Consider the following 25,613-nt stretch of genomic DNA (forward strand, 5'->3'; position numbering starts at 1 on the left):
TGTTTTTAGTGTTGAATGGTTCGGTAAGTGGTTTTAATATAACAGTTTGAATAGTTTTTGTGTTAAAATAAAAATACTTAAGTAATTAAACGTAGTTTTACTTAATTTTACTTTTTAGTTACTAAATTAGTCTGAAACTGCGAGACACACTTTCAAATGAAAAACAGAAAATATAACATCAAGGCTTTTCTAATTGCTTCGTTATTATCGATAGTAATGATTGTATTAGTTTTTTACGGATCCAGAGAATTACAAAATTTTGATGCAGCTTTGGTTACTTATTTGTTCGGAATTGTATTTGCTTTTTTTGGTATTATATATCGTTATTCTGTTTGGTTGCAGCGTCCACCTACATGGATGTATTTTAAAAGAGGGGTTTGTTTCTTGTTTACTGGAAAAGTATTTTCTCATTTTTGGTTTGCTTCTAAGGAAACGGTTTCAAATATTGTTTTCCAAAAGTTCATTTATCCAAGAGGGAAATACCGTTGGCTCGCTCATTTTATGATTGCTGTAGGTTGTACATCAGCTTTTCTGATTACTATTCCATTGACTTTTGGCTGGGTGCATTTTACAATGGCTCCCAATTCTATTTCGGTGTACGAAGCCCATTTTTTTGGGTTTAAACTAATGGAGTTTAATCTGGATTCCGTTATGGCATTCATGACATTCCACGCCTTAAACTGGTCTTCTTATATGGTAATTTTTGGTGCGGGATATTATTTAAGAAGACGATTAACTAATCCGGGGTTAATTGCAACCCAAACATTTGAAGGCGATTTGTTGCCACTTATTCTATTGATAGCAATTTCGGTTACCGGACTTGGTTTGACCTATTCTTATGAGTTTATGAAAGGCTTGGCTTTTGATTTTCTGGCTGTTTTGCACGCGGTAACTGTAATCTTATTTTTGATATGGATTCCTTTCGGAAAGTTTTTTCATATTATTCAGCGTCCGGCACAAATTGCCGCACATATTTATCATAGAGTAGGAAAACAGCAGGGAATGGCGGTTTGTGAGCATACAGGAGAAGAATTTGCAACTAACCTGCATATTAAAGATCTTAAAATCTTAACCAAAAAATTAGGATTTGATTTTGACAGAGAAGATGGCAGTTCGCATCTGGATTTAAGTCCGGAAGGAAAAAGATCCCGTTTAGCACAGGCACATTTAAAGGCAAGACAGGATGGAGGGGAATTATTTGGATAATTTAAAGAAAGTAAAAGAATTTAAACATGGCTAAATTACCTGTTTCAGAAGAACATATTATTACACAGTTTGGTCCTCATAAAAATTACAGTCCTAAAGAAGGTTATGAAGGAAGAGATGAACCGGATCAGTTAGTAAAAACACATTGTTGTTTTTGTGGCATGCAGTGTGGCATTCAGTTGTCCGTTAAAGAAAATAAAGTAGTAGGTTTTGAACCTTGGATGGAATTTCCTTTTAATGAAGGAAGATTGTGCCCTAAAGGAGTACAGCGTTATTTACAGAATAATCATCCGGATCGCCTTTTAGGCCCATTAAAAAGAGTAGAAGGACAAGGCTTTGTCCCTACATCCTGGGATGATGCGATGTCTAAAACAGTTAAAGAAATCCAACGCATTCAAAAAACATACGGAAATGATGCATTTGCTATGCTTTCAGGTGTTTCTTTAACTAATGAGAAAAGTTATCTCGTAGGTAAATTTGCCCGTGTAGCTTTAAAAACTAAAAATTTAGATTATAACGGTCGTTTGTGCATGGTGAGTGCCGGTGCGGGAAATAAAAAAGCATTCGGTCTGGACCGAGGTTCAAATAACTATTCTGATTTAGAATATGCCGAAGTCATTATTGTGGCTGGAGCCAATGTTAGTGAAACCTTTCCTACTTTGACACATTGGATTTGGAAAGCAAGAGACAGAGGCGCTAAGCTGATTGTTATTGATCCCCGAATAATTCCTCTTGCCAGAACGGCTGATTTGCATTTAGATGTGCGTCCAGGAACCGATTCGGCTTTATACGGTGCTATGCTGAAATATTTGGCAGATCATGATATGTTAGACCATGATTTCATTGATAATCATACTTCAGGATTTCAGGAAACCTTAGATGCTGTAAAAGATAATACGCTGGAATGGGCTGAAGAAATTACAGGAATTAAGAAAGAAAAAATCCAACAGGCAGCTGAATTATGGGGAAGAGCCAGTACCAGTTTTCTGCTTCATGCCCGCGGAGTTGAACATCATTCGAAAGGAGTGGATAATGTTTTGGGGTGTATCAATTTAGTTTTGGCAACAGGAAGAATTGGTAAACCTTATTGTGGTTATGCAACTATTACCGGACAGGGAAATGGTCAGGGAGGCAGAGAGCACGGTCATAAATGCGATCAATTACCGGGAAACAGAGATATAGAAAATCCGGAACATCGCAAGTATATTTCGGATGTTTGGGGAATTGATGAGAAAGATTTGCCGGGTAAAGGGTTGTCGGCTTATGAAATAATTGAAGCGATTCACAGGGGTGAAATTAAAGGTTTATTGTCCATATGTTTTAATCCATTGGTGTCTTTGCCTAATAGCAATTATGTTCGGGAAGCATTAGAAAAGTTAGAATATTATGTGTGTATTGACTTTTTCTTAAATGAAACAGCCCGCCATGCTGATATAGTTATGGCTGGCTCGTTGCAAGAGGAAGAAGAAGGAACAACCACTTCAGCAGAAGGAAGAGTCATTCGAATAAGACAAGCGGTAACACCTCCGGGAGATGCCCGTACCGATACTTCGATTATTTTGGAATTAGCAAAGCGCTTGGGGGTAAGAACCAAATTTGCTTTCGAAAGCAGTGAAGAAATTTTCAATGAACTGCGTGTGGCTTCCAAAGGCGGAACTGCCGATTATAATGGAATTACCTATAAAAAAATTGAAGATAATATGGGGGTTTTCTGGCCTTGTCCAACAGAGGATCATCCAGGAACGCCACGTTTGTGGGAGGACAGGAAGTTTAAAACCCCTGATGGCAGAGCCCATTTTAATCCTGCACCATACAAACTTCCGGGTGAAGTAACCTGCGTTGATTTTCCTGTGATTTTAACTACGGGACGTGTGGTTTCGCAATATTTAAGTGGAACACAAACGCGAAGAATTGGAAAATTAGTAGATCAGTATCCGGAACCTTTAGTCGAAATACATCCTAATCTGGCCAAACAATTAGGAATAAAGCAAAGAGAATTAATCCGAGTTTCTACGCGAAGAGGTGAAGGAATTTTTCCTGCTAATATTGTAGAAACCATCCGGGAAGATACGGTTTTTATTCCATATCACTGGTCAGGGAAAAAATCAGCAAACCAGTTAACTCCGGGTACTTTGGATCCTATTTCTAAAATTCCGGAATTTAAAGTGTGTGCCTGTCATTTGGAACCGTTAGGCGAAATTGCTCCGCCTTCCAAAGAATCAACAGCTTATGCAAGTGTTTAATCTATAAAAAAAGAATGTAAATGAACTATACCAGTTTTAATAAAAACGAAGAGTTTTTTGTAGATATGCAGCGTTGTATTGGTTGTAAAGCCTGTGAATTGGCCTGCGCCGAATGTGAAACAAACGGTCAGGAATCTATGATCCATGTAAATTATGTGGATCGTGCAGCAACGGTTCAAACCACGGTTCAGGTTTGTATGCACTGTGATGATCCGGTTTGTGCTAATGTATGTCCTGCCGATGCTATTTCTAAAGACGAATTCGGAATTGTACATACGGCAAATACCGAAAGATGTATAGGGTGTTCCAATTGTGTAATGGCTTGTCCTTTTGGTGTACCTAAAAAAGAAGAAAATTACGATTTGATGATGAAATGTACCATGTGCTATGACCGTACTAGTGTGGGGAAAAAACCAATGTGTGCAACAGTTTGTCCAAGTGGTGCTTTGTTTTATGGCACCAAAGATGAAATTCAGGAAATGCGTCCGAATAGCTCACCGGTTAATAGTTTTATTTTTGGGAAAGAAATTGTGAACACCAAAGTGAATATAATGATGCCTAAAGGAAGTACAGAATTAATAATTTATTAATTGAGATTCATGTCTGTAAAAGAAGAAAACTTAAATAAAAACTGGAAGAAAGACTTTCCAATAGAAAAGCAACAGGCAACCAATGTAAGTCGCCGTGATTTTGCTAAATTCCTGACTCTGGTTTCCGGAGGACTGATGGTTGGCAGCGGATTAGTTGCTGCTAAGGCGTATATGTATCCAAAAGAAGCATTAGAAGGAGCGCATTTTGTATGTAAAAAAGAAGAAGTACCGCTAGGAGGAACACGCGCTTTTGTAATTGAAGGAAGTACAATTCCCTATATATTAATTCATCTGGAGACCGGCGAGTTTAAAGCATATGAACAGAAATGTACCCACCTTTCCTGTTCTGTTTTTTACAAGCCGGGAACCGGAATTATTCATTGTCCGTGTCATGAAGGATCATTTGATGCTGCAACAGGAAATGTTTTAGGAGGTCCGCCTCCAAGAGCTTTGCCTAAGCTGGATGTTTTTTTTAAAGATGATGCTGTCTATGTAAAAGCTGCGCAAGAAGAGAAAAGTAAAATAATATAAAGAAAGTATATGAGTAATTTCAGACGCGGACAAAATCAATCTAATCCCAATAAGTTAAATGCGATTCTTTCGACTGTGATTTTTATATTAATTCTGAATGTGACTATTCAGATATGGCTGTTGTATGCTGCTTTGAATAATGCTCTGGATAATAATAAAGAAATTCTGATTCCGGCATTTGTAGCTTCATTGGTGTTATTTTTAGTTGGTATCTGCTGCATTTATTATATGCCAACAGGCAATACAAATACAAGAATATAAGGCAACATTCTTAATTTATTATTTGGTAATCGTTTTTTTAAGTAGCTCAGCGACAATATTTGAAAAGTTGAAAAAGATTATTGTACTTTTGCGTACCCCAAAATCAAAATAAATTATGAAAAAAATTGCACTCGTTTTGTCACTATGTGGCTTATTCTTAATTCAGTCTTGTCAATCTGATGATAACTCAGGAAGCGTAGATGAAAAAGTTATTTTAAATACCAGTTCCGAAAGTTTAAGCAAAAGAATCGATCTTAGCGGTTCAGGAGTTTTGGATTTAGTTACCTTAAATACTACAGGTAAAACTGCCGAAGGTCAGGCTGGTACGTTCCCAATGTCATTATTAGCCGAAGTTGCACCCCCTGTTTATGGAGGGAAAACTTTAATGGCAACACATGTTGATGTGAAAGATAATTATGTATATGTATCTTATAATACACAGGGAGATACGTATTTAGGAGGAATTGATGTTATTGATATCAGTAGCCCTAATAATCCAAAATTAGTAGTTCAGGCTATTTTACCAAATGTAGATATTAGTACCGTGCTTTTTGATAATGGTAAACTATATATCGCCGGTGCTGTTGATGTAGATTTGAATAATGTACCTAGTCCGGCTTTTGTTGCTCAGATGCCTTTGCAATCAGGATTGCTGACTAATGATTATGTACTGAATTCCTTAGCCGGTTATGTTGGTACAGGACTTGCTGTTGCAGATTCAAAATATTATGCTGTTTCCGGAAATAATGGTGTTCTTGCTAAATTAGATAAAACTACTAATATTATAGAAACTACAATTGCTGTGGATGATCTAAGAGCTTTAGGACGTATTGATAACAAAATAGTAGTATTAAGCGGTACTGATGGTATAAAAGTTTATAATGCAGGAACCTTAAATTTAGAATCTTCATTTGTCACTTCTACCGATGTTGCAGAAGCAAAAAGAACAATTGATTTTCAAGGTAATAATGTTTTAGTATCTCAAGGTTATAAAGGTTTAGAAGTTTATAATTTAACTGGAACTTTGCTACAGTCATTAGCTGTTCCGGCAGTTGTTGGTGATGTTGATCAAAATGATGTAGTTACTAATGCTGTTTCTGTAAATGGTGATTATGTGTATGTAGCAAACGGTGCGGCCGGAATTACCGTGTACAAAACAACAAATGGTAATTTAAGTTTGTTGGGAACAATTGATCTTTCAGGATCTTCCAATTATGTAAAAAGTGTGGGAGATTATATCTATGTAGCTAGTGGAAATGGCGGATTAAAAATTATCAAAAAAGTTACCGTTTCTGCTATTGATTGCAGCAGTTTTGCAACTTACAGCGGAGGAGAGTGGCTAAATGTGAATTCGGGCGATAATTTTAGTTACAAAGGTTCAGCCTCATTACAGGGAATAAATGTAAATGATAAACTTACTTTTTGCGGATCTCTTGCAGTTGCTCAGGGTATTAATATTAATAGTGGCGGAGTATTCACGATGAAAGGATCGATGGCTCAGGGTAATTATAATAATCCTTATTTGTCCCTTAATATAAATGGAACAATGAAAATTGAGGGTAGTGTCGTAATTTACGGTAATCTTATTATGAATAGTGGAGCTAAATTAGAATTCCTGGGTTCTGATTCTGAAATTACAATTTATGGTAGCGTAATTAAAAACAGCGGAGTAACTATTACAGGAACGTATAAAGATACTTTCAATAAATTGAAATAAGTAAAATAAAAATTCATAAAAAAAATGCTGCTTCACATTTTGAAGCAGCATTTTTTTTATGAATTAATAATCAAGAATAGATTTATTTTTTTACCGCACTACTGTCTTTGTGTTTCATATCTTTTTTCATTCCATGAACACCATGATTTCTCATACTTTTATGTTTTCTCATGCCTTGACGGTGGTGTTTTTTCATTTCCTCCCATTTTTTAAATTGGTCAGCAGAAAGAACTTTTTTCATTTTTGACTTCATAGCAATTTGTTCGTCCAGCATTTTACTTTTCTTTTCAAAGATTTGGTCAGAAGTAGGTTTTTCTGTTTTTTCTTTCCTCTTTTTCATAAAAGCTTCTCTTTTTGCACTTTCTTCTGCAATAATTTTACCCAAATCTTTTTGTTGGGAAGCATTTAAATCCAGTTCCAAAGTCATTTTTTTCAGCATCAGCTCATTGCGTTGTTCAGCTGTGAATTTTTCCATCTGCTTTCCATCATGTCTTTTTAATTTATCCTTTTTTTCCTGTGCATAAGTGGATACGCTTATGATTGCAATTAAAGCAATAGTGGCTAATTTTTTCATAGTGTTATTTTTTTGTTTTTAAATAAGACAGAGGAATCAAAATAAAGTTTAATTGTTAAGAATAAATTGTGATTTTTAGTCTTTTCAGTTAATGTTTTTTTGCTTTTCTATAATTTTAATATTTATTTCTTACATTAGAAAATACTGTAAACAAAAAATAATTCTTTAAAAATAGCATATGAAAAATACCAAGTTATCGTTAAATTCAAAAGTTGCTTTTTTCTCCACACAAGCTTACGACAAAGTATTTTTCGAAAAATACAATACCGACTTTGGTTTTGAATTTGATTTTTTCGAAACACAATTAAACGAGCAAACAGTAAAATTAATTAGTAATACTGATGTGGTTTGTGTTTTTGTAAACGATGTTGTTAATGCATCGGTAATTAAAGAATTAGCAGAAAGAAAGGTGAAAATAATCGCTTTGCGATGTGCTGGTTTTAATAATGTCGATTTAGAAACAGCAAAGAAAATGGGCATTCGAGTGTGTCGCGTTCCAGCCTATTCTCCCCAAGCGGTTGCCGAACATGCTATGGCAATGATTTTGACTTTAAACAGAAAAACACATAAGGCATACAATCGGGTTCGGGAACAAAATTTTTCCTTAAACGGATTACTGGGTTTTGATTTGCATGGAAAAACCGTTGGAATTATTGGAACCGGAAATATAGGAAAGGCATTTGCAAAGATTGTAACAGGTTTTGGTTGCAAAGTGCTGGCTTTTGACATCGTCACTAATATCGAGATGGAAGAAGAAGGCGTTACTTTTGTTCCATTAGAAAACATTTTTAAAGAATCCGATATTATCTCGTTGCATTGTCCTTTGAACGAAAAAACAAAGTATATTATTGATGAAAAGTCACTTTCATTGATGAAAAATAATGTGATGATTATCAATACCAGTCGGGGTGCTTTAATTCAGACTTCAGACGTGATTCAAGCATTAAAACAAGGAAAAGTAGGCTATTTAGGAATTGATGTTTACGAACAGGAAGAAAAGTTGTTTTTCAAAGATCATTCTGAAGATATTATTCAGGACGATGCCATCCAGCGGTTAATGAGTTTTCCAAATGTTTTGGTAACGGCACATCAGGCCTTTTTTACTGATGAAGCCTTAACGCAAATTGCTTTAGTGACTTTCAATAACATTGAATCATTGCTTGCACAAAATGATATTGATAATAAAGCGGCTTTATTGGCTTAGAAAGCTTTTATTATATTTAAACTTAAATTTTAAATTATAAAATGAATATTATGAAAAGTAAAATTTTAATTGTTTGGGTTGTTGCGTTATTATATGGATGTCAAAATAAAGATAAAACGAATTCAAAGAATATAATCAAAGCTATTGTTGAAGATACTTTGTCAAAGACAGCAGTAGGAACAGCAGCTGTTAGTGATACACTTGTAAAAGACGATAAGGTAGTAGAATTGATTCGTAAACAATTAAAAGTACTGTTAAAGGATGATTTAGCTGCGATGACAAAAGAAGAAAGATTCTTTTATTATGAAGCATTAGATTTAAATAATGATAAAAAAGACGAATATTTTGTTGGCTTTTCTAATCCGTATTTCTGTGGAAGCGGAGGTTGTTCAGGGTATATTTTAAATAATGATGGAAGTGTAATCAACAAGTTTACTGTAACCGATTTTCCTATCTATGTAACCACTTCATCGTCTGAAAATTTTTATGATCTTATATTTGAGACTGGAGGGAAATTTCATCTTCTTAAAATGAAAAACGGTAAATATCCGTCAAATCCATCTGTTCAGGAAAATTGGAAAGCTGAAGTTCCTAAAGAAAGTGTTTCGGTTTTAAATATTCAGGAGGATAAAATAAAGAAATATTCGTTTTAAAAACAGAAAACCCGTTTCGTTTATTTAGAACGAGACGGGTTTGAATATTATTCGAAAGAAATATAATTTCTCTCTTGAAGATCTAAATTATATTTAACTTTAAATTCTTTTTTCTTTGTTGATTTACTCGCTCTAACAATTCTTCTTTTAGTTGGAAAGCAAACTATGGCATTCAAGTTGTAAGGATCAAAATCTATTAAATTTGAATAATGTTTAAATGTGTTTTCTAATTGGGAATAAGCTTCTTTTCTATGATTCGCTTGATTTCCTTTTGCAACCTTAACTTCTGTAAAAAATATATTTTCATTGTTACAAATGACGTAGTCACATTGTCCGCCTTTGACTTTTTTCATGACACAATCATCATTTTGAATAAAGTAGAATTCCCCATTTGACTTATTTTCAATGTGTAAATGCCACGATTCTTTTACGCTAACAAATAAAACAGTTTCAGCTTCAAATACAAATGTGTGTTTATCAGTAATTGTTCTTAAACAATTGGTCTCAATTACAGGAAATGCTTCTTTGATATGTTGAATCATAAGTCAAGCAATTTGTCAAATTCATTTGCAAATGCATCAGAAACAGCATCAATCATATTCTCCTTGATTTGTCCTAATTTATCATTCATAATCTTTTTTGCTTTTCCATTTTTTAATTCATAGGCAATGAAGTTTTTTGGGTCAAGCCAGGATTCTTTTTTAATTATTTTATTGACTTCTTTTGGATGGGTTTTTCCTTTGTCAAAAGCCAAAAGCAAATTATTGATAGATGCTAATACAAATGGACTATGAGTAGTAAGAATTAAATTTTTTCTATCAAACAAACAGTTTTTGACTAAATATTTAATTAATTCGTGTTGTGCTTTTGGATATAAATTCAATTCAGGTTCTTCTACAACAAAATTGAAATTGTATTTTTCTTTTAATGATTTAGAATATTCTACTAAAAGTAAAATTGGAATAATGGATTGCAATCCCGAAGCAGATTCTAATAAATCAACTTTTTCAGTTTCATTATGATATATGTACGAAGTTTTTCCTTCTCTTTTGTATTTGATTTTTTTATCAATTATACTTAATGGCAATTCTTTTATAGTATTAATAGCTTTTTCATATTCTTGTCCGCTGTTTAATAAGTATTTAGGGATTTGAATGTCGTTATTGATCAAGCCTAGAATATTTGTAGATATTATTTGCAAAATATTTCTTTCAGTAGGGATGTATATAGAATCGAATTTTAGATACGCACCGTATTTCGAAATTACTTGGTCATACTTTTTAATGAAAAAATCATAAATCTTAGTTTTATCTTTTTCTGAAAAAGCACTATCGACGGCTTCATTTAATTTTTTTACAAATAACTTCTTTTCTTTAATATTCTTAAATCTTATATTTTCAAGATCTGTTTCGAGAAGTGAATCCAATATTTCTCCTTTTTCTTTGGTAACAATACCTGAAAGATTTTTAATTAAATTCTCTCTATAATCTACCTTTTTTGATATACTATTTTCGAGTGTAAATTCGTAAAAAACTCCCTTGGATTCTCTGCAATAATTTATACAACTCTTATTGTTTAAAAAAGAATGAATACTATATTTTTTTAATTCTTCTTCAAAAGAAATTGAATCATCTTTTCTAAATTCCTCATCTTCCAATATTGAAATCAATTTTGCCAAAGTACTTTTACCAGAAGCCTGTGCTCCAATAAAAACAACCATTTCTCTAACTTCGATATTAATATCTTTTAGAGGTCCGAAATTTTTAACAATAAGTTTTGCTCTTTCCATGTTTTCAAAATTAAGGAAATTTTTTATATAAGAAAAAGGAGCTTCAATAAAAGCTCCTTTTTTTAATTTTTAGAATATTTAAAGGGATTTACTCTACTAATTCCACCATTTTACTTTCTCCTTCAACAGCTACTTTAGTCAAACCGTGTTTCGATAAGTTTTTCATAGACGCATCCCATTTTTTACCGCTTAAATTAGCAGCAATTTTAAGTTGAGTTAAATCCATTTTATCTTCATTTTTTTTCAATAAATCTAAAATAAATTTTTCCTCTTCAGTCAATTCTACAGTGATTTTTTTCTCAGGACGCATTTGCGGGAACAATAATACTTCCTGAATAGAAGCATTATTAGTCAGGAACATCATCAAACGATCCATTCCAATTCCTAAACCAGATGTTGGAGGCATTCCGTATTCTAAAGCTCTTAAGAAATCTTCATCAATGATTCCGTTAGCTTCGTCATCACCTTTGGCAGCCAGACGCATTTGGTCTTCAAAACGTTCCCGTTGGTCAATTGGGTCATTTAACTCAGAATACGCATTGGCAACTTCTTTTCCACAAACCATTAATTCAAAACGTTCTGTCAGTTCCGGATTGTCGCGGTGCTCTTTACACAATGGAGACATTTCTTTTGGATAATCGGTAATGAATGTTGGCTGAATATAATTTCCTTCGCATTTCGCTCCAAAAATTTCATCAATCAGTTTTCCTTTCCCCATGGTTTCATCCACTTCGATTCCCATTCCTTTAGCGGCTTCGTATAATTCGGCTTCGCTTTTTCCTGAAATGTCAAAACCGGTAAAATGTTTAATGGAATCCGTCATTGTCACACGGGCAAAAGGCGCTTTGAAACTAATTTGGTTTTCACCAAAAGTCACATCGCTCGTTCCATTTACACTAATCGCACAATGCTCTAGCAAACGCTCCGTGAAATCCATCATCCAGTTGTAGTCTTTGTAGGCTACATATATTTCCATGGCAGTAAATTCCGGGTTGTGCGTTCTGTCCATTCCTTCATTACGGAAGTTTTTCGAAAACTCATAAACACCGTCAAATCCACCAACGATTAATCTTTTTAAGTACAACTCATTCGCAATACGCATGTACAACGGAATATCCAATGAGTTATGGTGTGTAATAAACGGACGCGCCGCAGCTCCACCGGGAATGGATTGTAAAACCGGAGTTTCCACTTCTAGGTAACCTGCATCATTAAAGAAACCACGCATTGCGTTGAACAATTTAGTTCTTTTGATAAATGTTTCTTTTACGTTTTGATTTACGGTTAAATCTACATAACGCATTCTATAACGCAATTCAGCATCATTAAAAGCATCGTGTACTTTACCGTCTTCATCTACTTTTGGTAATGGTAAAGGACGTAAGGTTTTGCTCAAAAATGTATAACCGCTTACACGAATACATTTGGCACCCACCTGTGTCGTAAACAATTCGCCTTCAATACCAATAAAATCACCTAAATCGGTCAGTTTTTTGAAAACCTGATTGTACAAGGTTTTATCATCGCCTTCGCATAAAACATCACGATTCACGTACAACTGAATACGACCTTCACTATCCTGCAATTCAGCAAAACAAGCTTTTCCCTGATCTCTCACGCTCATCAAACGCCCGGCAACAATCACTTTCTTACCTTCTTCAAATGATTCCTTTATCTGTTTAGAAGTATGATTTACAGGAAAAAGATTAGCAGGATAAGGATTGATTCCTAAGTTGCGTAAAGATTGAAGTTTTTCTCTTCGGATGATTTCTTGTTCTGATAATGCCATTATAGTCTGATTTTTAAGACCGCAAAGATAACAAATAGAATGCAGATTTCAGAATGCAGATTTTTAGATTTTTTAGGAGCAGAAAATCTCTGTTTTTTATCACGATTTGTCCTGCTGTATACTCTATCTTTCTAGCCGAACACCGGCTAGAAAGGACGCCGTTTCCATCAGGGCTATTTTAGGAAGTTTCGTTTTCATAGATTGAATTTTATGAAAAAAGAAAGAAAATTCGATGATAATTATATTGTAAATCCAGAAAAGTTGTTTAAAATTGCTTAGGTTTTAAAGTTTGTGAACTTAAATTTTAGTAAAAGTGTCATATGAAACGAAATTTTCTTTTTTTCTTAATTTTTATATTTTCATGTACTACACAACATGTAGATAATAGAATTAAAAAAGAGATTGCAAAATATACAATTAAAAACAAAATTGTCTTAGCTGATACGTTAACCTCAGATACAGAAATTATAGAAACATTTGTTGATAGTTTGAATATTGGTGAAAGGGGTAAAACCAAAATTGAGTTAATAAAACATAGGGTTTTTAATAATACTTATGTAATTATAAAGTTCTATAGTAAAGGTCTAAATTATTGGTTTCATAAAAATACCTACTTGTATGAATGTACCATATTAAATGGGTTTGAACCAAACATATCAGACTTTAATAATGATAAATTCAATGATATAACTTTTATTTCAGGTAGTGCAGCCCGAGGTGGAAACGAAGTTAGACGTCTTTTTATTTATGATAACTATGAAAAAAAGCTGATATCTATTGAAAATTCTCAAGATTATCCAAATATGCTTTATAACAAAGAACTTAATTGTATTGATGCTTTTTTGGTTCACGGAGGTAGTTCTACTGTTTTTGCAAGAATTGAAGGGGATAGTTTAAAAGAGTTTGCTAGTGTACATAATGATAACTGTCGCACTGTTTATGAAATTGATAAATTTGGAAAAGAAAAACTATTGCAAAAAGATACAATTACTAATTCAGAAAATATTTACATAAGATATATTAATTACAAACCATTGAAAGAATATAAAGAATAAAATTATAAGCTTTTAAATTAGTTACAATTTGAATAATACTAAAACAAAAAACAAATAGCTGTAATATCGCTCACAATTATATACTATACTTTAATATAAAAACAAACAATGACAAAATTATACCAATTACTTAGTCTTTCAATTTTAGTACTAACGCTTGCAAGCTGCAACTTCACTGAAAACATCGATGTTCAGCCTGATGGTTCCGGAAAATTTTCTTTAGAAATGGATGGTGCCGGATTGATGGCGATGGCGGGAGATAAGCTAGGAGAACAGTTTGGAGCAAAAAATAATGCTAAAGCAATAGATTCCACTTTTTCATTCAAAGAAATTTTTGATAAGAAGAAAGATAGTATAGCTAAAATGTCTCCGGAGCAACAGGCGGCAATAAAAAAAATGGAAAATTTTGTGATGAATATCAAAATGAATCCTGAAGCCCAACAATTGTTGTTTTCGATGAATACGCCATTTAAAAGTGTAAATGAATTAGGTGGCTTGATGGAAAGTATGTCGGCTATGAAAGATTTAAAAGGAAAATCAGATAAGAATAACAACCCAGCTGCCATGATGAGCGGTATGAATAACACCCAATTGTCTTTTAATTATGATGGTAAAAACTTTAGCCGTAAAGCTATCGTTGATAAAAATGCCATCAATAAAATAGCTGCTGATTCAACAGGAATGGCTAAGATGATTTTTGCTTCTTCCAAATATACTTTGAAATACCATTTTCCTAAAGCCGTAAAATCGGTTTCTAATCCGGATGCGCTATTTAGTGCTGATCGAAAAACCATCACGGTAGAATATCCTTTTACTGATTATACTGAGAATCCAGAGAAATTGAATTTAAATGTGGTTTTAGAATAATGGTAAATTACACTATTTTATAACCACAAATTGCACAAATTTCTACAGATTCATTTGCGATGATTTGTGTAATTTGTGGTAAAATAATCTCATTTGTTACGTTGGTGTGCCTTCGTGGTAAAACAAATATTTAATCGTATTTTTGCACCTCAAAGTACTACGATGAATAAAACAATCCAACTTCAAGATTTAGGGAACCGTGATTATAAATCAACCTGGGAATACCAGGAAGAATTATTCAAAGGAATTGTCGATTTAAAAATCCAAAACCGCAGGGAAGAAACCAATCTGCCTACGCCTAATTATTTTCTTTTTGTGGAGCATCCGCATGTTTACACCTTGGGTAAGAGCGGCGATTTGGAAAATCTGCTGTTGTCCGAAAAACAATTGGAAGCCAAAGGCGCTGTTTTCTACAAAATCAATCGTGGCGGTGACATCACTTATCACGGACCGGGACAGATTGTAGGTTATCCTATTTTGGACCTGGAAAATTTCTTTACTGATATTCATAAATATTTACGTTTTTTGGAGGAGGCTATAATTTTAACTTTGGCTGAATACGGAGTGGAATCGGGGAGAAGTGATGGCGAAACAGGAGTCTGGCTGGGTGTTGGAACACCATTTGCCAGAAAAATTTGTGCCATGGGTGTTCGTGCTTCCCGTTGGGTGACCATGCACGGATTTGCGTTAAATGTCAATGCCGATTTGGGATATTTTGATAATATTATTCCTTGCGGAATTCGTGGAAAAGCAGTGACCTCACTTAATGTAGAATTAGGTGTTGAAAAAGTAGATGAGGAAGAAGTTAAAGACAAAATTCTGAAACATTTTACTGTTTTATTTGAAAATCAATTTGTTCAGAAATAAAATTATTTTCTGCTATTATGAATGATTCAGTTATCAAAAACTCCTTGTTACCAAATAATATTTCTGAGGAAAGATTTGCTGAATTATGCAAAATAGGGCAATTAAAGAATGTTTCTAAAAATACTAATTTTATTTCGCAGGGAGAAGTGCCTAATAAGCTGGCATACGTTTTAAAAGGGCTTTTCCGGTATGTTTACATCCACGAAAACGGAAATGAATTTACTAAAAACATCATTTCAGAAAAGCAGTTTATAAGTTCTTATTCTGCAATGATTCAAAAAACGAATTCTTATTTTTATATTGAAGCATTGGAGGATTCGCAAATTTTAGAATTTAGCTATACCGATTGGATGCAATTGAGATTGGGCGACAGTTATTGGGATGTATTTTTATTTAAAATACTGGAAAAAGCATTTTGTGCTAAAGAAAAGAGAGAAAGAGAACTGTTAATGCTGGATGCAAAAACCAGATACCTGAATTTTTTAGAAGATTTCCCAGACTTAAATCATAGAATTCCGCAACATATCATAGCTTCTTATTTAGGAATTCAGCCCGAATCACTCAGCAGGATTCTGAAAAAGCATAAGACTTAACATAGGTCAATGTAGAAAATAAAAAACGATATTATTTTTATTCCATAATTTAAATTTGAATAATATGGAAATTTTTAATAGTACCGTTATAATTACAGGAGGAAGTTCGGGTATAGGTTTTGAAATATGTAAACGGCTTTTGCAAAAAGGAAATACTGTGATTACTTGTTCCGGATCGGCTGAAAAACTTGGTGAAGCAAAAAAACAACTTCCGGATTTAATTACCTATCAATGTGATTTATCACAACTTGCAGAATGCGAAAAATTTGTAAAATGGACTGCATTAAATTTTCCGTCAGTAAATGTATTAATCAATAATGCTGCTACCGCTACAAGAAGTGATTTTATAAGTGATGCTGCTATTATTGAAAAACTGGAAAAAGAAATAGCAGTAAATTTTAAAGCGCCTGTTTATCTCATAAAATCACTCTATCCTTTGATGGCTAAAAATAATCGGGCATTAATAGTGAATATTACTTCAGGTTTGGTGTATGTGCCCACTAAGAAATATACTTTTTACAATGCTACTAAATCAGCCTTGCATTCTTTTACACAGGTTTTAAGGCTACAGTTACAGCAACAAAATGTGAAAATTACGGAAGTTTTATTTCCTGTAGTAGACACGCCCTGGCATAATGGAAAAGTACCTAAGGGTGCAATTTCAGCAGAGGATGCTGTTGATGAGATGCTAAGAGGAATTAAGGACGATAAAGCTGAGATTAGAATCTCTAAAGTCAAATTGCTTTATTTTTTAAATAGAATTGCTCCTGATTTTATGTTTAAGAAAATCAATTCGATGAGTTAATTTAAAATTCCAGGCTCAATTGTTCCGGCAATAACCTGAAACTCATTCTGTGGTATTTCGTTGTGCCGTATTTTCGAATTGCATCCCGGTGTTCTTTGGTTGGGTAACCTTTGTTTTTTTTCCAGTTGTACATTGGAAATTCTTCGTGAATTTGGTTCATATACTCATCCCGATAAGTTTTTGCCAAAACAGATGCAGCGGCAATACTTAAATATTTAGCATCTCCTTTTATAATACTTTGATTCGGAATTGATTTTAATAGATCTATTTCTGCTGTTGTAAACTGTTTTCCGGTAGTGTTTTTAAGCCCTAGTTTTGCATTTAAATTTCTGTTTCCATCTACAATAATGAATTGAGGTACCAGATTTAATTTTAAAATTGATTCCTGCATGCCTTTCATTGATGCATTCAGAATATTGATTTCGTCAATTTCATCAGGAAATAAATGAGTGACAGCAAAGCTCAGCGCCTGTTCTTCGATTACGGGACGTAAGTTCTCTCTCTGTTTTTCAGATAATTGTTTACTGTCATTTAATAATCTGTTTTCAAAATCCAACGGCAGGATTATAGCAGCAGCAGTTACAGGACCAGCCAGACAACCACGACCCGCTTCATCGGTTCCTGCTTCAATAATCAGTGTAGAAAAATTAGGGGCAAGCATACAGAACTGTTTTTGAACAGCAAAGATTATAAAATTTTTAATATAATTGTTCGTTATTCTAACATTTACAAAGAAAGAAGTGGCGAGGAAGATGTTTTTTTATACGTTTTTATCGATTACCTTTGCTCCGTTATTATTTTGAAAAGAAACGCCCAATTATATATTTGTTCCGAATGAGAATTCTCTTTTTTTTATATTTTTTAATAGTACCTACGCTGTTGTTCTCTCAAAATGATTCAAGAGGAGAAGAACCTAAAAGATCTTTTTCGGACCGTTTAAAAGGAGCTAATGACAAGGATACAACCAAAGTAGCTACTATGGATATGTACCGTTTTATTACTTTAGAAAGGGATACTACTTATCTGGATACTTCGCTTACTATTGAGCGGGAATACAGTCATAATTATCTTCGCAGAGATCTTTTTGGTTTATTGGCTTTGCCAAATGAAGGGCAGGCTTATAATAAACTTCAATACAGTTTAACAGAAATATCTCCTTATCCTGAAATGGGTTTTAAGGCTAAACAATTTAATTTTCTGGAAGCAAACCAAATTAGATATAGCTCAGTTGCTACTCCTGTGACCGAATTGTATTTTAAATCAATTTTAGGAAAAGGACATTCGGTAGATTCGTTTTTTGCAGTAAACGTTTCTCCAAATCTTAATTTTTCTATAGCTTATAAAGGATTACGTTCTGAAGGAAAATATATAAATCAGTTAGTGAGTACCGGAAGTTTCAGGTTCACAACGAGTTATAATGATACCGGAAAACGTTATTTTCTGAATGCTCATTTTACAGGGCAGGATGCTTTACATGAAGAAAATGGAGGGATTACAACAATTGAAAACTTTGAAAGTGAAGATCCTGATTTTAAAAACAGACAGCGTTTGCAGGTGTATTTAACTGATGCCGAATCTTTTTTCAAAGCCAAACGTATTTTCGCTGATCATATTTTCAGAATCAATCCCACAGAAGGAAATAATAATCTATATGTGACACATCAGTTCAATTACGAAAATAAATTTTTTGAATACTATCAGCCTACCATACTTTCAGCTGTAGGTACACAGTCGGTAATCAGATTTGGTAATGCTATTGTAACGTCTGATCTTAAAGATCAGACTCATTATAATAAAATGTATAACAAAGCAGGTGTAGTGTATGAGAATCCCATACTGGGGAAGTTTCAGTTTTTTATAGATGATTTTCGCAGTAATTTTTATTACGGACGTATTTTAATACAGGATGACGGTGTAATTCCTGCCACTTTATCACGTCAGATAAATAGTGTAGGCGGGCAATACGAATATTGGAAAAACAAATGGCACGGAAAATTTTTGCTTTCAAGAGCCATTACTAATCAGTCTTTGTCTAATCTGGATGCTAAGTTAAATTATAATTTAAATGATGATTTTCAGTTTGTTTTTGGATACCAGAATTTAAATAAATTACCTAATGATAATTATAATTTGTTCCAAAGTAATTATGTGAATTATAACTGGTCAAACAATTTTAAGAATGAGAAAATCAATGTGATCAGTGGAGAAGCTGTTACACCTTGGTTTGATGCTTCACTGCAAATATCAGCTTTAACGGATTATCTGTATTTTGAAAATTCAGCTACTGATCCTTCACAACAGATTGTTACCCCTAATCAGTTTGGCGGGACAATTAAATACCTTTCTCTAAAACTGAGTAAGGAACTTACTTTTGGGAAATTTGCTTTGAACAATACGATATTGTATCAAAAAACAGATCAGCAGGAAGCTATTTTAAATGTGCCTGAAGTAGTAAGTCGTAATACTATTTATTTTACAAATTATTTCTTTGACAAAGCCTTGTTTCTTCAGGCTGGAATCACGTTGAATTATTTCACTAATTATTTCGCTAATGAATACAATCCGGTTATAGGTGAATTTTTTGTTCAGCAGGACAAGAAAATTGGAAATTACCCTAATCTTGACTTTTTTATTAATGCAAAAATTCAAAGAACCAGAATTTATTTAAAAGCAGAACATTTTAATGCCGGATATACCGGTAATAATTATTATGCAACACCTAATAATCCTTATAGAGATATGAGTATTCGTTTTGGTTTAATCTGGAATTTCTTTAATTAATTTCTTTTCCATGACCTTTACCGCTATCGATTTTGAAACCGCAACTGCCTTTCATCCCTGTTCAGTAGGAATCGTTACGGTTGAAAACGGTATTGTGGTTGATGAGTTTGTTACTTTAATTCAGCCTCCTGATAATTTATATTCAGCATTCACTATTCAGGTGCATGGTATTTATCCAAGCGATACTGCCCGCGCTAAAAATTTTCTGGAAGTGTTTCCTGAAATTCAAAAAAGACTTCAAAACAGGACCATAGTAGCGCATAATGAAAGTTTTGACCGGAATGTTTTGGCTAAATCTATGGCATATTACGGTTTAGATTATGCCACATTGAATATTGCTCCAAGGTGGGAATGCACAGTAAGGATATACAAGTCCAAAGGTTTAAAGCCTACTAAATTAAGTGATTGTTGCCGGGCAATGAATATTACATTAAATCATCATGAAGCCTTGTCCGATGCCAGAGCCTGTGCCCAACTGTATTTAATGCGATAGATTATTTTATTTCAAAAGTTTTTTGCGTAAGTTTTTTCATTAAATTAGATTTTTAATTTTAAATCTTTGCCATGAAAGAAGAATTTCTGCATTATTTATGGAAATATAAAAAATGGAATAGCTTTGATTTAAAAACCACCGGTGGTGATACAATTGTTATTACAAATGTTGGTCAGTATCTGGAGCAGTCAGGACCTGATTTTTTTAATGCGCAAATAACCGTCGCAAACCAAAAATGGGCCGGAAATGTAGAAATTCATCTTAAATCTTCCGATTGGTATGTGCATCATCATGAAAAAGATGCCGCTTATGATAATGTTATTCTGCATGTAGTCTGGGAACATGATACTGAAGTTTTCAGAAAAAATAATACCGAAATTCCTGTTTTAGAACTCAGGAACTACGTGGATAAAGAAATTTTAGATAATTACCAACAGCTGGTTGCCCCCAAAACATGGATTTTTTGCGAAAAGCAGTTAAAAGATTTTGATAATTTTGTTTTGAAAAACTGGCAGGAACGTTTGTTTTTTGAAAGATTGGAACGAAAATCAAAAGCGATCTATGATTTGTTACTGGAAACAAATAACGACTGGGAAGCTGTTTTGTTTTGTATGCTGGCCAAAAACTTCGGACTTAATACAAATGGTGAAGTTTTTCTGAAGATAGCCCGGTCAATTCCTTTTTCGATCATCAGGAAAGAAAGTTTTGAAGTTGAAAATCTCGAAGCACTTTTAATGGGAAAAGCCGGTTTGTTAGACTCCGATAAAGAAGATGCTTATTTCAGGGATTTAAAATTCAGATATTTTTATTTGTTGCATAAATATCAGTTGGATTCCGGTAACGAAGGAAATGTTCAGTTTTTTAAACATCGTCCGGATAATTTTCCAACTATCCGGCTTTCACAATTGGCTCATTTATACCATAAACAGCATAATTTATTTTCAAAAATTATAAACGTATATGCTGTAGAAGAAGTGCATCAACTATTCCGTATATCAACTTCCTGTTATTGGGAAAATCATTATCAGTTTGACAAAGTAAGTCCGGTTAAAATAAAAAAAATGTCAAAATCATTTGTTGATTTATTACTGATTAATACCATTATTCCTTTGCAGTTTTCTTATGCTAAGAGTTTGGGGAAAGAAGTAACCGAAGACCTAATAGCGATGTTAGCTAAGGTCGCACCGGAAAAGAATGCCGTTATTGATAAGTTTACTTTTTTTGGCATAAAAGCAACTAATTGTTTTGAAACACAATCTTTGCTTCAGCTGAAGAATGAGTACTGTACTTTTGGTAAATGTCTGAATTGCGCAATAGGTACGGAATTGTTGAAGGATAGTTAGTTTGGGTATTTGAAATTATAATTAGTAAATTTACTCCATAATAAAAGAAATAAATAAAATGTCAGCAATTGTAAAACTTAAGTTTTTTTTCGAAAAATACGGATTTCAGGTTTCTTCACGTCTTGCTGATAAATTAGGAATGCGGGTTACTAATGTTCGTTTGTTTTTTATTTATATTTCGTTTGTTACGGTGGGTTTAGGATTTGGTGTTTATTTAACGCTGGCTTTTTGGATAAGGCTGAAAGATTTAATCCGTTCTAAACGAACCTCAGTGTTTGATTTATGATAAAAAAGGCATTCTGAATATTCAGAATGCCTTTTTTAATGTATCTTAACTATTGTGTTATTTTACTTTTTTTAAAGCTGTATCCATACACAAAAGCATGAATTATAGCAAATGCTAATGAGAAATAAAATAAATATACATCATTTAAAGTGGGATCACTGTGGTGTATAAAAGCAATAATAATGAGTATGATTACCATTCCTAGTCCTGATCCGGCAACCGTCTTCTGATTTTTTAAACTGAATTGTCCTTTATTTAATGCACTGTTTTTCATTCCGTAGAAAATGTACAAATCAAAACCTATCATCATCCAGACAATAAGCCTGATCCAGGTATCCAACGGTAGAAATACCATCATAAACAAACAAACGAACACACCGGCAATGGGTACGAAAGGAACAAATGGTGTTCGGAAGGCTCGGGGAGCTTCAGGCATTTTCTTACGCATAATCAACACGCCAAGGCAAACCAGTATAAAGGCAAATAAAGTACCAATACTTGTCATTTCGCCCACAACTCTTGCAGGTATGAAAGCAGCAAAAACGCTTACAATAACCATAAATAATAAGTTGTTTTTAGCCGGAGTTCTAAATTTATCATGAACATCTGAAAATATTTTTGGAATCAGACCATCTTTACTCATAGAGAAAAACACACGGCTTTGTCCCATTAAAAGAACAAGAATTACTGACGAATAACCTGCTAAAATAGCTAATAAAATAGCATTGTTCAGCCAAGGGTAAGCAGGAGTTATCATTCCATTTGCACCAACAGGTCCCATTGCTTCTACAGCAATTGCAACGGGTGCAATACCGTCTTTTCCAGCAAATGCCTGATAGTTTACTACACCGGTCATAACATGAGCAAATAATATGTAAAGGATGGTACAGATAGCTAGTGATAATAAAATACCGATAGGCATATCTCTTTTTGGATTTTTGGCTTCTTGCGCAGCTGTTGAAACAGCATCAAAACCTATATAAGCAAAGAATACTATTGCGGCAGCCCTGATAATTCCTGAGAAACCAAATTCACCAAATTTTCCAGTATTTTCAGGAATGTAAGGAGTGTAATTTTCGGGTTTGATGTATTGCCATCCCACAGCAATAAAAGTCAGTACAACAGAAACTTTTAATAAAACAATAATATTATTTACAAAAGCCGATTCCCGCGTTCCGCGTATCAAAATTAATGACATGAGCATCACAATAAATACCGCCGGAAGATTGATAATGCCCCCTTCGAAAGGAGAAAGCATCAGATTATCATCAATATGGATACCAAATGTCCCGAGAAATTTACCTAAGTAGCGTGACCAGCTTATGGATACAGTTGCCGCTCCTACAGCATATTCTAATACTAAATCCCAACCAATTATCCATGCAATAAATTCTCCCATTGTTGCAAATGAATAAGTGTAGGCGCTACCGGCAACAGGAATCATTGAGGAAAATTCAGCATAACAAAGACCGGCAAAAATACAGCCAAAAGCGGCTATAAGGAAAGAAATACTTATTGCTGGACCGGCATTTACAGAAGCTGCCAGACCTGTTATAGAAAATAATCCTGCACCAATAATAGCACCTACGCCTAGTGCAACAAGTCCTGAAGCGGTTAATGTCTTTTTTAGTCCTTTTTCAGAATCTTCGGCTTCGGCTAAAAGTTGGCTTAATGGTTTTCTTTTCCAGATAGACATGGTTTTGTTGTTTTAGGTTATAATATTTTCAAAAGTATAGTTTTTTATGAAAAAACAATAATTATGTTTTTAAATTAGATACAAATGGTTAAAATTATTTATACTTTTAGCTTCTGTCATATTGTATGAATGTAAGAATGGCTTTAAAAACGAATAATACTTATTTTCAGTTTTCAAAACAGCAACAAAAAGGAATTTTTAGTCTTTTCCTGATTATTGCTGTACTACAGCTTGTTCTTTTTTTTACTGATTTTAATCGGACTTCTGATATTGATTTGCAGCAACAAAAATGGCTCTCACTAAATTCTAAGATGGATTCCTTAAAATTTCAGCAAAAAAAACAGCTGGTTAAGATCTATCCTTTTAATCCTAATTTTATTACTGATTATAAAGGGTATAAACTTGGGATGTCTGTAGTAGAAATCGATCGGTTGTTTGCTTTCAGAAAAAAAAATAAATATGTGAATTCTGCAGAAGAATTTCAGGCTGTAACAGGGGTTTCAGATTCTTTATTGCTGACTATGGCTCCTTATTTTAAATTTCCTGATTGGGTAAATAAAAAAAAGCTGTCGAAACCTGTGGTTTTTTTGAATACAGCTTCAGAACGTTTTCCGAAAAAAGCAAATATAGTTGTTAAGGATATTAATCAGGCTACTCAGGAAGATTTAATCCGGATTTATGGAATTGGAGAGGCGATTTCGCTCCGAATTTTAAAATTTAAAGAAAGTTTAAGAGGCTTTGTTTCTATGGAACAAATGAAGGATGTGTGGGGATTGTCACCGGAAGTGGTGGAGCAATTGAAAGCTAATTTTAAAGTTAGTGTACTTCCTGATTTGAAGAAAATACATATTAATAATGCTTCAATAAAGGAATTAGCGCAGTTTCCTTATTTTAAATATAATTTGGCAAGGGAAATTGTTATTTACAGAAGCATGAACGGCGATATAAAAAATGCGGGTGATTTAACAAAAATTAAAGGAATGTCTAATGAAAATGCTAATATTATAGCCTTATATTTGGACTTTTAAAAAATAGCCATAATGATGCACTTTGATTACAGTGAAACACAAAGTATGATTGCTCAATCTATAAAAGATTTTGCTGAAAAAAATATAAGACCCTTTGTAATGGAATGGGATGAGAATCAGGTATTTCCGGTTCCTTTGTTTAAAAAATTAGGAGAGATGGGCTTCATGGGGGTTTTAGTTCCGGAAGCACTGGGAGGTTCCGGTTTAGGTTATCATGAGTATATTACTATCATAGAAGAAATTTCCAAAGTAGACCCTTCTGTAGGTTTGTCTGTTGCAGCACATAATTCATTGTGTACAAATCATATTTTAACTTTTGGTAATGAAGAACAAAAGAAGAAATGGCTTCCTAAATTGGCTACGGGAGAACATATTGGCGCCTGGGGGCTTACGGAGCATAATACGGGTTCAGATGCTGCCGGGATGAATACTACCGCAAAAAAAGATGGTGATTACTGGGTTGTCAACGGAGCTAAAAATTTTATCACTCATGCTATATCCGGAGATGTTGCTGTTGTAATTGTTCGTACCGGAGAAAAAGGAGATTCCAGGGGGATGACTGCTTTTGTATTTGAAAAAGGAATGGCTGGATTTTCTTCAGGGAAAAAAGAAAATAAATTAGGAATGCGTGCCAGTGAAACTGCAGAACTTATTTTTGATAATTGCCGAATTCCGGATGCTAACAGACTGGGCGAAGTAGGCGAAGGTTTTATTCAGGCAATGAAAATTCTGGATGGCGGACGGATTTCTATTGGTGCGTTGTCCCTGGGGATTGCAAAAGGAGCTTATGAAGCAGCTTTAAAATATTCAAAAGAAAGACATCAGTTCGGAAAAGCTATTGCTGAATTTCAGGGGATTTCATTTAAATTAGTTGATATGGCTACTGAAATCGAAGCTTCAGAATTGCTTTTACATAAAGCGGCTTTCCTGAAAGAGCAACATCGTCCTGTGACAACTGCCGGTGCAATGGCTAAAATGTATGCTTCGGAAGTATGTGTAAAAGTAGCAAATGAAGCTGTACAGATTCATGGTGGTTACGGTTATACTAAGGATTATCCGGTGGAGAAATTTTATCGTGATTCGAAACTATGTACTATAGGGGAAGGGACTACCGAAATTCAGAAGGTGGTTATTTCTAGGAATTTGTTGAAAGGATAAGTTTTTGATATAGAATATAGAATATAGAATATAGAATATAGAATATAGAATATAGAATATAGAATATAGAATATAGAATATAGA

Annotated in this window: 25 protein-coding genes; 19 read left to right on the plus strand and 6 right to left on the minus strand. The window is 33.7% G+C overall.

All coding sequences use genetic code 11. From position 1 onward, the window contains the following. Nucleotides 1-156 precede the first annotated feature (156 nt). From ABS764_RS07450 to ABS764_RS07475, 6 genes are all read left to right on the plus strand, one after another. Nucleotides 157-1,206 carry an MFS transporter gene (locus tag ABS764_RS07450; RefSeq protein ID WP_408081161.1) on the plus strand — a complete coding sequence of 350 codons (1,050 nt, stop codon included), beginning with the start codon at nucleotides 157-159 and terminating at the stop codon, nucleotides 1,204-1,206. Between the two features lie 26 nt (nucleotides 1,207-1,232). After that, nucleotides 1,233-3,449, plus strand: coding sequence for a molybdopterin oxidoreductase family protein (locus tag ABS764_RS07455; protein WP_408081162.1), 2,217 nt, complete (start codon nucleotides 1,233-1,235; stop codon nucleotides 3,447-3,449). A 20-nt stretch (nucleotides 3,450-3,469) separates the two neighbouring features. Next, nucleotides 3,470-4,039, plus strand: coding sequence for a 4Fe-4S dicluster domain-containing protein (locus ABS764_RS07460; protein ID WP_408081163.1), 570 nt, complete (start codon nucleotides 3,470-3,472; stop codon nucleotides 4,037-4,039). A gap of 9 nt (nucleotides 4,040-4,048) precedes the next feature. Next, nucleotides 4,049-4,570, plus strand: a complete 522-nt coding sequence (locus ABS764_RS07465) for a Rieske (2Fe-2S) protein (RefSeq protein ID WP_408081164.1) — start codon at nucleotides 4,049-4,051, stop codon at nucleotides 4,568-4,570. Nucleotides 4,571-4,579: 9 nt separating this feature from the next. Next, nucleotides 4,580-4,831: a DUF6755 family protein gene (locus tag ABS764_RS07470; RefSeq protein WP_408081165.1), complete on the plus strand. Its 252-nt coding sequence runs from the start codon at nucleotides 4,580-4,582 to the stop codon at nucleotides 4,829-4,831. A 115-nt stretch (nucleotides 4,832-4,946) separates the two neighbouring features. Further along, complete coding sequence (locus ABS764_RS07475; protein WP_408081166.1) at nucleotides 4,947-6,548, plus strand: LVIVD repeat-containing protein; 1,602 nt, start codon at nucleotides 4,947-4,949, stop codon at nucleotides 6,546-6,548. 82 nt (nucleotides 6,549-6,630) lie between these two features. Here ABS764_RS07475 and ABS764_RS07480 read toward each other — a convergent pair whose 3' ends face one another. Continuing rightward, nucleotides 6,631-7,122 (minus strand): hypothetical protein, encoded by a 492-nt coding sequence (locus tag ABS764_RS07480; protein WP_408081167.1) that lies wholly within the window; start codon nucleotides 7,120-7,122, stop codon nucleotides 6,631-6,633. A 178-nt stretch (nucleotides 7,123-7,300) separates the two neighbouring features. Here ABS764_RS07480 and ABS764_RS07485 point away from each other — a divergent pair, with 178 nt between their 5' ends. Together ABS764_RS07485 and ABS764_RS07490 are read left to right on the plus strand one after the other, a co-directional pair. After that, nucleotides 7,301-8,326, plus strand: a complete 1,026-nt coding sequence (locus tag ABS764_RS07485; protein WP_408081168.1) for a 2-hydroxyacid dehydrogenase — start codon at nucleotides 7,301-7,303, stop codon at nucleotides 8,324-8,326. 50 nt (nucleotides 8,327-8,376) lie between these two features. Continuing rightward, nucleotides 8,377-8,979 carry a hypothetical protein gene (locus ABS764_RS07490; protein ID WP_408081169.1) on the plus strand — a complete coding sequence of 201 codons (603 nt, stop codon included), beginning with the start codon at nucleotides 8,377-8,379 and terminating at the stop codon, nucleotides 8,977-8,979. A 47-nt stretch (nucleotides 8,980-9,026) separates the two neighbouring features. On the opposite strand, the gene ABS764_RS07495 is transcribed toward ABS764_RS07490, so the two are convergent. From ABS764_RS07495 to lysS, 3 genes are all read right to left on the minus strand, one after another. Then, complete coding sequence (locus ABS764_RS07495; RefSeq protein ID WP_408081170.1) at nucleotides 9,027-9,521, minus strand: hypothetical protein; 495 nt, start codon at nucleotides 9,519-9,521, stop codon at nucleotides 9,027-9,029. After that, complete coding sequence (locus ABS764_RS07500) at nucleotides 9,518-10,768, minus strand: AAA family ATPase (protein WP_408081171.1); 1,251 nt, start codon at nucleotides 10,766-10,768, stop codon at nucleotides 9,518-9,520. The genes ABS764_RS07495 and ABS764_RS07500 overlap by 4 nt, the downstream gene beginning before the upstream one ends. 88 nt (nucleotides 10,769-10,856) lie before the next feature. Next, a complete protein-coding gene (gene lysS / locus ABS764_RS07505; RefSeq protein ID WP_408081172.1) occupies nucleotides 10,857-12,557 on the minus strand; it encodes a lysine--tRNA ligase in 1,701 nt (566 codons plus the stop codon). Between the two features lie 320 nt (nucleotides 12,558-12,877). On the opposite strand from lysS, the gene ABS764_RS07510 reads away from it, so the two are divergent. The 5 genes from ABS764_RS07510 (at nucleotide 12,878) to ABS764_RS07530 (ending at nucleotide 16,744) form a co-directional block, all read left to right on the plus strand. After that, nucleotides 12,878-13,612, plus strand: coding sequence for a hypothetical protein (locus ABS764_RS07510; RefSeq protein ID WP_408081173.1), 735 nt, complete (start codon nucleotides 12,878-12,880; stop codon nucleotides 13,610-13,612). A 108-nt stretch (nucleotides 13,613-13,720) separates the two neighbouring features. Continuing rightward, a complete protein-coding gene (locus tag ABS764_RS07515) occupies nucleotides 13,721-14,479 on the plus strand; it encodes a hypothetical protein (protein WP_408081174.1) in 759 nt (252 codons plus the stop codon). A 162-nt stretch (nucleotides 14,480-14,641) separates the two neighbouring features. Further along, nucleotides 14,642-15,346: a lipoyl(octanoyl) transferase LipB gene (gene lipB, locus ABS764_RS07520; RefSeq protein ID WP_408081175.1), complete on the plus strand. Its 705-nt coding sequence runs from the start codon at nucleotides 14,642-14,644 to the stop codon at nucleotides 15,344-15,346. Nucleotides 15,347-15,363: 17 nt separating this feature from the next. Beyond that, complete coding sequence (locus ABS764_RS07525; RefSeq protein WP_408081176.1) at nucleotides 15,364-15,939, plus strand: Crp/Fnr family transcriptional regulator; 576 nt, start codon at nucleotides 15,364-15,366, stop codon at nucleotides 15,937-15,939. A gap of 64 nt (nucleotides 15,940-16,003) precedes the next feature. After that, nucleotides 16,004-16,744 carry an SDR family oxidoreductase gene (locus tag ABS764_RS07530; protein ID WP_408081177.1) on the plus strand — a complete coding sequence of 247 codons (741 nt, stop codon included), beginning with the start codon at nucleotides 16,004-16,006 and terminating at the stop codon, nucleotides 16,742-16,744. Nucleotide 16,745: 1 nt separating this feature from the next. Here the strand turns inward: ABS764_RS07530 and ABS764_RS07535 are convergent, their stop codons facing one another. Next, entirely contained in the window at nucleotides 16,746-17,405 is a 660-nt protein-coding gene (locus ABS764_RS07535; protein ID WP_408081178.1) for a ribonuclease HII, read from the minus strand. A gap of 173 nt (nucleotides 17,406-17,578) precedes the next feature. Here ABS764_RS07535 and ABS764_RS07540 point away from each other — a divergent pair, with 173 nt between their 5' ends. From ABS764_RS07540 to ABS764_RS07555, 4 genes are all read left to right on the plus strand, one after another. Continuing rightward, entirely contained in the window at nucleotides 17,579-19,525 is a 1,947-nt protein-coding gene (locus ABS764_RS07540) for a putative porin (protein ID WP_408081179.1), read from the plus strand. Nucleotides 19,526-19,535: 10 nt separating this feature from the next. Then, nucleotides 19,536-20,018 (plus strand): 3'-5' exonuclease, encoded by a 483-nt coding sequence (locus tag ABS764_RS07545; protein WP_408081180.1) that lies wholly within the window; start codon nucleotides 19,536-19,538, stop codon nucleotides 20,016-20,018. A 71-nt stretch (nucleotides 20,019-20,089) separates the two neighbouring features. Beyond that, the gene (locus ABS764_RS07550) at nucleotides 20,090-21,361 is read left to right on the plus strand and encodes a DUF2851 family protein (protein ID WP_408081181.1); all 1,272 of its coding nucleotides are present in this window, start codon (nucleotides 20,090-20,092) and stop codon (nucleotides 21,359-21,361) included. A gap of 58 nt (nucleotides 21,362-21,419) precedes the next feature. Continuing rightward, nucleotides 21,420-21,647, plus strand: coding sequence for a PspC domain-containing protein (locus ABS764_RS07555; RefSeq protein WP_408081182.1), 228 nt, complete (start codon nucleotides 21,420-21,422; stop codon nucleotides 21,645-21,647). 49 nt (nucleotides 21,648-21,696) lie between these two features. Here the strand turns inward: ABS764_RS07555 and ABS764_RS07560 are convergent, their stop codons facing one another. Continuing rightward, on the minus strand, nucleotides 21,697-23,343 hold the full coding sequence (locus ABS764_RS07560) for an amino acid permease (protein ID WP_408081184.1): 1,647 nt from the start codon (nucleotides 23,341-23,343) through the stop codon (nucleotides 21,697-21,699). Between the two features lie 125 nt (nucleotides 23,344-23,468). Here ABS764_RS07560 and ABS764_RS07565 point away from each other — a divergent pair, with 125 nt between their 5' ends. Together ABS764_RS07565 and ABS764_RS07570 are read left to right on the plus strand one after the other, a co-directional pair. Continuing rightward, on the plus strand, nucleotides 23,469-24,371 hold the full coding sequence (locus ABS764_RS07565) for a ComEA family DNA-binding protein (RefSeq protein ID WP_408081185.1): 903 nt from the start codon (nucleotides 23,469-23,471) through the stop codon (nucleotides 24,369-24,371). Nucleotides 24,372-24,386: 15 nt separating this feature from the next. Further along, a complete protein-coding gene (locus ABS764_RS07570) occupies nucleotides 24,387-25,529 on the plus strand; it encodes an acyl-CoA dehydrogenase family protein (protein WP_408081197.1) in 1,143 nt (380 codons plus the stop codon). Nucleotides 25,530-25,613 lie beyond the last annotated feature (84 nt).

It is taken from the genome of Flavobacterium plantiphilum (assembly GCF_046000495.1).
GTDB classification, from domain to species: Bacteria; Bacteroidota; Bacteroidia; order Flavobacteriales; family Flavobacteriaceae; genus Flavobacterium; species Flavobacterium plantiphilum.